8 protein-coding genes are annotated in these 10,261 nt (G+C 44.9%); 3 read left to right on the top strand and 5 right to left on the bottom strand.

The features are described from left to right. The 5 genes from ACXLDX_RS07025 to ACXLDX_RS07005 all read right to left on the bottom strand — a co-directional run. Positions 1 to 977: glycosyltransferase family protein (locus ACXLDX_RS07025; protein ID WP_457576482.1), on the bottom strand; the 977-nt coding region annotated here is incomplete at its 3' end. Beyond that, on the bottom strand, positions 974 to 1,603 hold the full coding sequence (locus tag ACXLDX_RS07020) for a histidine phosphatase family protein (RefSeq protein ID WP_457576481.1): 630 nt from the start codon (positions 1,601 to 1,603) through the stop codon (positions 974 to 976). The genes ACXLDX_RS07020 and ACXLDX_RS07025, both read right to left, overlap by 4 nt. A gap of 1 nt (position 1,604) precedes the next feature. Further along, positions 1,605 to 2,876 carry a glycosyltransferase family 4 protein gene (locus ACXLDX_RS07015; RefSeq protein WP_457576480.1) on the bottom strand — a complete coding sequence of 424 codons (1,272 nt, stop codon included), beginning with the start codon at positions 2,874 to 2,876 and terminating at the stop codon, positions 1,605 to 1,607. After that, a complete protein-coding gene (locus tag ACXLDX_RS07010) occupies positions 2,873 to 4,147 on the bottom strand; it encodes a glycosyltransferase family protein (RefSeq protein WP_457576479.1) in 1,275 nt (424 codons plus the stop codon). Before ACXLDX_RS07010 ends, ACXLDX_RS07015 begins: the two co-directional genes overlap by 4 nt. A gap of 394 nt (positions 4,148 to 4,541) precedes the next feature. Beyond that, entirely contained in the window at positions 4,542 to 5,087 is a 546-nt protein-coding gene (locus tag ACXLDX_RS07005) for a hypothetical protein (RefSeq protein ID WP_457576478.1), read from the bottom strand. A gap of 476 nt (positions 5,088 to 5,563) precedes the next feature. Between ACXLDX_RS07005 and ACXLDX_RS07000 the strand changes: the two genes are divergently transcribed. From ACXLDX_RS07000 to ACXLDX_RS06990, 3 genes are all read left to right on the top strand, one after another. Further along, positions 5,564 to 7,300, top strand: a complete 1,737-nt coding sequence (locus ACXLDX_RS07000) for an FG-GAP repeat domain-containing protein (RefSeq protein ID WP_457576477.1) — start codon at positions 5,564 to 5,566, stop codon at positions 7,298 to 7,300. A gap of 210 nt (positions 7,301 to 7,510) precedes the next feature. Further along, positions 7,511 to 8,665, top strand: coding sequence for an alginate export family protein (locus ACXLDX_RS06995; protein ID WP_457576476.1), 1,155 nt, complete (start codon positions 7,511 to 7,513; stop codon positions 8,663 to 8,665). Between the two features lie 203 nt (positions 8,666 to 8,868). Then, the coding region (locus ACXLDX_RS06990; protein WP_457576475.1) for an MFS transporter at positions 8,869 to 10,261 on the top strand (1,393 nt) is incomplete at its 3' end.

Raw genomic sequence — 10,261 nt, 5'->3', positions numbered from 1 at the left:
TGTTCCCTGTTCTGGTTGAATGGATGGACCAGCGCCGGAATTCCCGCCCGGAGCAGATTCATGCAGCTGTTGTAACCGGCCATTGAGATCGAGAGATCTGCCGCTTCGAGCCAGGAAGGAAAAATATTTGAAAATTTATCAATACGGATTAGTTCTGTCTGGCTGTTCTGCAGTTTTTTATGAAAGGATTTTCTGCTGAAAGGTCCGGTAAATACCTGCAGGAAGAAATCTGTCCCTTCCGGGAGTGACCTGCAGGCCGCAATAACCGCCTCAAGGAGTTCTTCTCCCACACTGCCGCCACCGATGCTGGCAACAATAAGGGGAGTGTTTTTTTTCAGACCCAGTTTTTCACGAATCTTTTTCCGGGCACTGAGCGGTTCAGGACGGGGTGGACAGATAAAACCGGTATATTCCATGGGAATGGTAATTTCATGTAATCGTTTGAAAGTTCTGTCAAGAGTAATCACCATCGGGTCGGCGTGGATAAGTATGCCATCATAATATGTGTTCAATATTTTGATGACCCTGTCCTCAAATTTTTTTTTACCGCTTGTTTTCTCAACCAGGATATCACGAACACTGGAATAATTTCGGCAGGGTGGAAGGGAGCCGTTTTTTATACCGGAGAGAACGGGGTCAAGCTCGAACCTGAAGGCTTTTCTGCCGAAGGGATAGAGTTCGGTGATCAATACCTGGGGGCGGTATACTTCGAAATGGGTAAGCAGCCTTTCTTTTCTGGTTTTTTTGACCTGCTCAAGATCCAGGTCGTTCCCGCAGGGAGCCAGATTCTGAAATTCTCTGTCCATCTGCAGGCCGGGGAGATTGAGAAGGGAGAACGGTGCCTGGGGAAAAGTTGTTTTCGGGCCACCGAGTATCAGAGTCACCTCATGTTTTTCAGCGAGCTGGCGGCATATTTCAAAGCTGCGATGGAGGTGGCCGACACCCAGTACATGCTGGCAGTAAAAAGAGATTCTCATCCTTTATCCCCACATGGAATATTGAGTTTGTGCGTCTGAAGATCACAGCCGTTACCAGTGATGAGATGAAGCATGTCGGGGTTGAGCAATGGATCGTCAGACGGAAGAAATTTTCTACCGGTAATGGCATAAAGAGTACATTTGATGACACCCTGGTGGCAGACAACGAGGATATTTTCTCCGGGGTATACACCAGCAAGCTCGTGCAGTGCGGTGAATGCACGTTCTTTCACGGTCTGCCTGGTTTCTCCGCCGGGCGCCCGGAATGCCCATCCCTTCTTAACCCGTTTTTCCAGTTCCTGTCCGAAATGCGCCTTGACATGGGAAATGGTCAATCCTTCCCATTCGCCCCAGTTCTGTTCTCTCAGGCGGTTGTCAAATTCTGCGGGGACATCAAGTTGCTCGTTCAGTATTGCCACTGTTTCCCGGACCCTGCCAAGGTCGCTGGCCACTATCCTGTTCCAGTTAAACTTTTTCAGAAAATGTGCCCAGCGGGCTGTCTGTTTCCGGCCGTAAGCGGTTAACGGGGAATTGCGGCTTCCCTGAATTTTTTTTACTGTATTCCATTCGGTCTGACCATGTCGCAGGAGACCGAAGGTCGTGATGTCGGGGTTCTGTTTTTTCACTTCAATTGAATGATATTTTGAGTTGTTTATTTTCCCGCAGGAATGTTTCTCCCAGTTTTTTGACCCATTTTTTGTTGTCAAATTCAGTTTCTACAAATTTTCTGCCGTTTTTTATAAGGGTTTCGCGCAGCTTATGGTCCTTCAGAATTCGCATTATAGCCTCTGCAAGCAGATCAGGACGGCAAGGTGGAACCGTGAGACCTGTCTGTTCGTTCACTAAAATCTCCGGGATAGCGGAAATGTTCGTTGAAAGGGCGGGTACACCCATAGCCAGGCTCTCAACCAGAACATTTGGAATGCCGTCACGATCACCATTTTCGGCAATTCTGCAGGGCAGAACGAATGCATCACTTTCTGTAAACTGATCAATGACTTCTCCATGGGTCCGGGTTCCCATCCATCGGCAGCAGGATTTGAGTTCAGGGGAGGAAATGAGCTGGAGAACTGTATCCCTGTCATCACCATCTCCGATAAGTGTATGTCTGAATATCAAGCCTCTTTTTCTGAGTATCCCGAGAGCCTCGTACAAGATCGGCAGACCTTTCTTTTCGGTCATTCTTGCTACAGTCATAAGTTGATAGGGTTCTGTCGGGGTATCCCGGATTCTGGTTTGCTGAAAAAGGCTAATGTCTATGCCATGATAGATTCGAAAAATCGGTGTGGCAGATTTGCCGGCAATATTTTTCAGGTATTTTTCATTGTAGGCGGTGCAGGTTGTAACAAAACTTGCCAGCCTGATTTTTCTTTTCAGTTTCTTTTCGGCAGAGGTGTAAATATCTTTGGCATGGGCTGTGAAACTGAAGGGAATTCCAGAGAGGAGCGAGGCAAACAGGGTGACCGAAGTGGGAGAATGCGCGAAATGACCATGGAGGTGAACAATGTTTGGCTCTTTCATCAGGAAGCCATGGGCCAGATAGCCACCCTGCAGCAGGTGTTTGAGAGTGGCCAGGTTCCCTTTGCCGCCGGTTGACTCTCTGCAGTAGGTAAGAGCCCTGAGGAAGTTTGTCGGTTTCTTAACTGCCAGGAAAGTATTGTGGTAAAGAAGGGTTAAAAAATTTTCAAAAAGTTCGGTGGGAAGATAACTGACTTCTGCCTGAATTTCTTTCACCGAAGCATGGCAGAAACTTTCCCTTGGTTTACGCATGGGAAAGAGGCGCAGGGTGAAGCCCATTTCCTCGAGAAGCAGTATTTCATTGGAAATAAAGGTTTCGGATATTCTCGGGTAGCCTTTAAGGATATAGCCTAAGACTGGTTTGTTCTGGTTTGGAATCATTGTTCGGCATTTTTGTGTTTGTGAGTTTGCCCCCCGTTTATCTGATGTTCTTCCTTAAAATGTTTAAGGCGTTTCATCATGCTGTCCAGACCGGAAAGTTTGAAAGATTGAATGGCATGGATATATTTCTCACGGTTGTTACAGAGGGTCATGATCTTGTTACGCAGGATCTGGGGGGTCACTTCAGACCATGGGATAAAATCAAGCAGACCCTGTTTTTTCAGTCTTTGGGCCCGGATAAGCTGTTCTTTTCTCGGGGTCTGCCTGGGAATAATCAGGGCAGGGGTATGCTGGGTCAGTATTTCGCATATGGTATTGTATCCTCCCATGGAAATAACAAGATCAGCTGCGGCAATGAGTTCTTCCAGTCTGGGATGAAACGGTAATGTTTTAATGCCGTAGCGTCTTGCCCGTTTTTTTAGTCGTTCTCTTATTTTTTTGGGCATGAACGGCCCGGTAATGATGATTGTTTTAAATGGAAGAGAGGCAGGGTAGTAATCATGCATTGAAATAAAATGTTCCAGTACTTCCTCGCCGTCTCCACCACCTCCGGTAGTTACAAGGATGAATTTGTCATCATCAAGAATCCTGTGCCGCCTGCGGATCATTGATCTTGTGCCGGATGGGAGTTGCTTTCTTGGTATATACCCTGTGAACTTGATCTTTTTGTGAAGGGTTTCAGGCATGTCGTACATTTCAACAGGATTATAGATCTTTTTGTCACCATATACCCATATTTCATGGTACAGGCTTTCCAGGTAGGAGTAGACGTTTTTTTCTCTCCAGTCCTTTTTAATTGTTTCCGCGTCATCCAGAATATCCCTCAGGCCAAGAATGGATCGGGTCGGCAGGCCGGAGTCCTTCAGCCATCGAAGAGTAGGCAGGACTTCTTTTTTCAGGCCGAGGGGCTCTTTGTCGACAATAAAGAGGTTTGGACGAAAAGTTTTTGCTGTGGCGAGAATGATATTTGTCCGGATGGAAAGAGCCTGTTCCTGGTCAATTCGAATGGACAGAGATCTGTATTCATCGTTTGTTTTTTTTATCATCCCTGGAATCCTTACAAAGTCCACTTGCTGGGGAAAGGAAAAACGTCCTGCGATAGGTGACCCGGTAAGGATAAGTATGTTGGTGTTTTTGTCCCGAAGATGATCTGCAATCGCCATTGTTCTGCGGATATGACCAAGCCCGTAGGTGTCATGGGAATACATGAGGATGTTAAAAATGGGTGAAACCCGTTTTTTCGCCATGGTGAAAAAAGAGCAAAAGTTCAAACTGAATTATGCATGAATTCAGAAAAAGTAACTACTCACAAGGGCAATAACTCTATGATTTTATTGCCTCTGAACTGTAATTGCTCACAGGTGTTACAAATGAGTTTTGCAGGTTCTTTTGTTCGCCATAGCCTGCTTATGTGGACAAAAGAAACCGAAAAAAGCTGGGGTGCCTGTGAGTGTTGCCAGAAAAAGTATCGGCTTTTGTTAAAAAAGGAAACTCTTGACTCTTATTCGAAGAGAGTTGACTTGTCAAGGCGTGGTGAGGTCTCTTTGCGGTTAATGCAGGAAGGATTTCAGGGGCACCTTGAAAAAACCGGTGCCTGTGGGCATACGGCACTGAGGTAGTAAACTCATAAAATTGCTGTACCTGTGGGGAGTAACGAAATGATGGTTAGAAACTCATGGTAAGTTGATTGCTGACCATGATAATTGATTCCACATCACTGTAACTGCTTCGTTCAGTGAAAAGGTCGCCTGTATCCATGTAGGCAAAATGAATTTCGTAGGAAAGGTTATCAAGAAGTTTGTAGATGACACCAAGATTAGCTTCCCAGCTTGCTTCATTTTCGTAATTGATTGAGTCAGGAGCCCAGAGATTTCTGGTTAATCCAAAGGCTCCATGAAGGGCAAGCTTACCGGTGGCGTTTATCTGTGCCGCAACAGCAATACCCCGGCTGTTTGCCGTATGGGGGTTGGTTTCTACCCAGGAAACGGAACCTTCATATTCGCTGTTCAGTATGTCGGAGGCAGTGCTTGTTATGAGTAATGGTTTGAAATTTCTGGAGGAAGTATTGGCATTCAGTCCCTGAAGATCAAAAATTGCACCAAGATTATATGAGGTGACTTTATAAATGCTGTGTGTTCTGGAATCCTGAGCAAAAACGCTCCCGTGAACAAGAACCAGCAGTAAAGTGAGTATCAGGGTAAGATATTTCATTTCCAGACAATAATTATCCAGGATATTGAAGAATAATAATCAGGGCAATTCCAAGTTTGCATTGGACTCAAAATGGTACAAAAATCTGTACTTAAATTTTAGCCTTGTATTTGAAAAAGTCAAGGGGAAAGTGTCTGCTAGAGAGTTTTGCGGGAGTGAAGAAAAGCTGCTGAACCAGCAAGTTTTCTTGCTAGCGGAACTGTTATAAGATATAGATAGGGTCTGTTCATGGTTGGTCTTTTTGCCCGATATCTGCGTTGCCCGAAAAATTTTATCCTCGTGATATCAATTATATGTCTGCGGTAAAATTTCCCGTGCTCCTTGATTTCGAACAAAAAGCCTCATTTCTGGACAGACACAATATTAATGACATTGATTTTAAAGAGACTTTTTATGTAATTGGCCACAGGAGTGGCAACTTTATGTTTTTATTGACTTTTTATTGATTGCCTGGTTGTCAGGGTTAAGGAGATTGTATGAAGTATATAACTGTTCCGCTTATTATGCTGGTTGCCTGTTTAGGCCTGGCGGGTCCGCTGTATGGAAAAAGTGAGAGTGTTGCCGGAAAAATAATTTTTACCGGATTTGATGTTGAATCGGCAGGAAGTTATAAATATTTGCAGAATGGTATTCAATCCATGCTTTTGAGCAGACTTGCAGCAAAAGACGGTTTTGAAATACTCGATAAACAGGTGAGCAGTACTGAGATAAAAAAACTCAAAAGTTCTGCAGGGAATATAGAAAGTGTCAGTTCGGGGCTCCAGGCTGATTTTCTGGTTGCCGGATCTCTCTTCTCACTTTCTAAGGGGTTGAATATTCAGGTTATATTTTACCCAATCGGTTCCAGTTCAGCAAAAGATATAGAAAGGTTTTCAGTGGTTTCGGAAAGTGATTCTGTTTTGTTTGCCAGGATAGATCACCTGGTGGAAGAGATTGCGGTGAGAATTCTGGGGAATGAGCCGTCCCTTGAGAATACTGAAGGTGGAGGGGAGGGGAAAATAGCCGAAAAGGGAGCCGGTGCATTTATAACTGCCCATCCGGAGATTGCCTATAAAAGGGGATTATATTCCGGAACAGTAATCGGGGTTGGAGATCGCTCCATTAAAGTTGCGACAAAAGGAATCAGGTGGACGAAAGAATTTTCCTCTGAAATAATAGCCATGGCCGTGGCTGAAGGGAACGGTTCCGAAAATATTTTTATTTTAAGCGAAAGAAAATTAAAAGTCTACCGTTTGCGTGGCAGGAAAATAGTTGAAACAGGAAGTACTGATCTTCCTCCGTTTCTTCGGGTGCATGCCATGAATATTGCTGATCTGGATAATGATGGGGTACAGGAAATTTATCTCAGCGCCACCCGTGGATTAAATGTTTCATCGCGGATCCTTCTGTGGAGGGAAAAAACCGGTTTTGAAACTCTTTATAGTAATATTCCCTGGTATATAAGGCCTGTTAAGCATCCTGAAAAGGGTTGGATTCTTGCAGGACAGCGTCGGGGAATGGAACGTGCGGAGCTGGTTGAAAAAGGTGTTTTTCGATTACTTTTCACAGGAGACAAAACTTTTAAAAAAGGTGAAGAACTTATTCTGCCTGAACATGTGAATCTGTTTGATTTCACCTATGCGGATATAGATGGTGATACCGTTTTTGAAACGGCTGTCATTGATCAGAATGAGAAATTGCGGGTGTACGATTCATCCGGTGGGTTGCTGTGGGTCAGCAGGGAGAACTACGGTGGCAGTAAAACATATATTGGACCGAGTGTAGGAAGTGCCAATGACCACAACAGCAAAACCAATTTTTCTGAGAATGAGGATGGCAACAGGCAGTTGGTTTTCGTGCCGGGGAAAATTGTGGCGGTTGATGTTGTAGAAAGAGGAAGACAGGACCTTGTAGTGGTTAACAACATAGTCTCATCATTCCCGTTTTTTAAAAATCTGAGAATGTATGATGGAGGCTCAGTTGTCGGATTGACATGGAACGGAGAGGCCTTCAAAGAGACCTGGAGAACCGGGAAGCATGCCGGGTTTATTTCAGGTTTTGATTTTAAACTGAAAGATAACCAGCAGAAAGGACAGGGTGTTGCAACGTTATATGTCGGGCAGATCCCAAGAGCCGGAACTTTTGAAGCACTGATACCCGGTGGTGTACGTTCAAAGCTGAGTGTGTATGAATTGGGATTTTCGATTAAAAAACAAACGATTGGCAGGGAATAACCGGAGTATAAAAAATTATACTTGCCGGTAAAAAAAACTTGACAAAGAAAATGGCGAGGTATAATCTACACGAATAATGTAATTTTCTTACTATTTCTTTGTGTCTGAAAGAAACCGACCGTCGGTAGTTCCGATGGCCGGAGTAGGAGAAGGGGATTCCCGGGCTTCCATTGTCGGAAGCTTAAAAACGAAATCAGGAGAGATAAAAAAATGAAGAAGATAATTGCTTCAGCAGTTGGTCTCGCGTTGGTCAGTACTGTTGCTGTAACTACAGCTTCTGCAGTTGAGAACAAATTCGGCGGTTACTGGCGTACCCGTGTTGTCAGTCAGAGTGATTTCAACAGTACCCGCACCTCTTTCTGGCGCGTGGACAATCGTACCCGTCTTTACTATACCGCCAAATTCAACGATGATTTCAAATTTGTAAACAAGTTTGAGTTCAACACCAACTGGGGTGATGAGACTGGTGGTGATATCGGATCTGACGGAATGGGAATCTGGAGAGTCAAGCACTCTTACGCTGATTTCAATCTTGGTCCTGTAAATACCAAGGTAGGTATCTTTGGTTCTACAATAGCGCGTGGTTTTATCTTTGATGATGACCATTCAGGACTGAAGCTGACTGGTAAGTTCGGTAATGTAACCGTACCTTTTCTCTGGGTTCGTGCTGAAGGTGAGTACACAAACACCAGTGGTCGTGACAATGACATCTTTGCTGTAATACCTTCCTTCAAGGCTGGTGATTCTCTTAAAGTCACCCCGTACTTTGTTTATCAGAAAGTTTCTGGAGAAGAGACAGACAACTGGTATCTTGGTGCCGACGTTGATCTGAATATGGACGCTGTTTCTGCCTGGGGTTCTTTTATTTATAACGGTGGAACCAACAATGATCTGGATAACAAAGGTTTTCTCGTAGCTGCCGGTGCAAGTGTAAGTGTAGTTCACGGTCAGGCGTTCTATGCCACCGGTGACGACAATGCGGCAGATGGTGACAATGATGCCTATATGGGTGTTCCCGGCACTTCTTACTACTGGGCTGAGATCATGGGTCTTGGTGTATTCGATATGGCCGCATCCAATGGATCCCCGGCAAATGTCATTACAAATATCATGGCGGTTAACGTTGGTGTGAAAATTAAGCCAATGGACAAACTGACCCTGAATGCAGATGTCTGGTATGCAGCTCTCGCCGAAGATGATGCAAATGGTGAGACTGATCTCGGTACTGAAGTTGATCTGAAAGTTACCTATGCTCTTATGGATAACCTGAATCTTGACCTCGTTGGTGCTTACCTGTTCGCAGGCGATGCAACTGGTGACGATGATCCGGTTGAAGTTGGTGCCCGTCTCTCTCTCAAATTCTAGTTTGATAGATCAGACATCAACTTGATGTAATTTTAAGGCCTGGTGTTTATCACCAGGCCTTTTTTTTGTTCCTGAATCCTTGTGGTCACGATTACCCGCCTCACTTCGGGACATATATTGGGTCCAGGTGCTGCCATTTTTGCAGGTTCTTGGGGTGCCTGTGAACAATTACCGGGACATTTGTCTGATATTACAGAGTGAATATGGAAAACCAGGCTGTTCCTCCAGCTCATTCGAATAATACGCGCTGGCTGATTCTGTTGTTGATTATGGGTGGGGTTTTTCTTTCAACAATGGACAGCGGGATGGTGAATATTGCGCTGCCCTCTATAATGGCAGGGTTTTCCGTAAACCTGGGGAAGACAAATCTGGTAGTTATTATTTATCTTCTGACAATTACCGCAACACTGGTCTTCTGGGGGACCATTTCCGACCGATATGGTAAAGGAAGGATTTATCTTTCAGGTCTGGTGACTTTCTGTTGTGGGGCGGCCTGGTGTGGTTTTTCTTCCAGTTTTGGTTTTCTGTTAACTGGCAGATTTATACAGGCCCTGGGCGCAGCTATGATGATGTCTTCCGGTCCTGCCCTGATAAAGGCAGTGTTCCCAGCAGATACTATCGGCCAGAGTCTGGGCCTGACAGGTATTGCAACGGCCTGCGGATTAATGTTCGGGCCCCTTGTTGGTGGCCTGCTTCTGGTGAGATTTTCCTGGCAGTCAATTTTCTTTGTAACTGTTCCTGTTGCTGTTGTTCTGTACCTGTTTGGCCGCTTTTTTCTCTGGAAAAGCTTAAATACTCCCGTGGGGAATACGTGTGGAGATTTTGACTGGAAAGGCAGTACTTTCTGGTTTTTTCTGGTTATCACTCTGGTTGTTTCTCTCAACGGTTTGCAATATTACCCGATTCTTGCCGGTGCAGGCGGGGGGATGCTCTTTGTTGTACTTACTGTCAGGTTTGTCGGTTTGGAAAAAAATGCTGTCAATCCGATTATTCCCCTGGAACTTATCAGGGAATATTCTGTTTTTGTTGCTCTTCTTACCGCTGCGATTTCTTTTGCCGCACTTTTTGTTGTTCTGGTTCTTCTGCCATATTATCTTAAATTTGTTCTTCTGGTGAAGTCAGATAAAATTGGTTTTGTGATCATGGCACTGCCGGCTACCCTGACGGTTGTGTCTCCTCTTTCCGGCTATCTGTATGACAGAATCGGTGGGCGTTTTTTGACAACTGCAGGGCTTCTTCTTTGTGCAGTTGCTCTGTTTCGCCTGGCTTTTGTTTCCTCCGTGACAGGTCTGGGCTTTATTGCGCTAAACCTGGCCCTGCTCGGTGGCGGGCAGTCACTCTTTCTTTCTCCAAACAGTGCATCGGTTCTTGCCCTGGTGAGTAATCGTTTCAGTGGCATTGCCTCTGGAATTCTAGCTACAGCCAGGAATTTTGGTATGGTTTTCGGTACAACTCTGGCAACGGTTCTGTTTACTTTTTTTATGAACTATTACGGGGATGGAACAAGACTTGACAATTATAGTGCAGTGAATAAGGTTGATTTTCTTCTGTCCTTGAAGGCAACCTTCCTGGTTGCGGCATTGCTGGTTTCTGCTG

The sequence above is a fragment of the Desulfomarina sp. genome (genome assembly GCF_054039375.1).
Note: the sequence above shows the minus strand (reverse complement) of the source record. Positions and strands in the feature narration are given on the sequence as shown.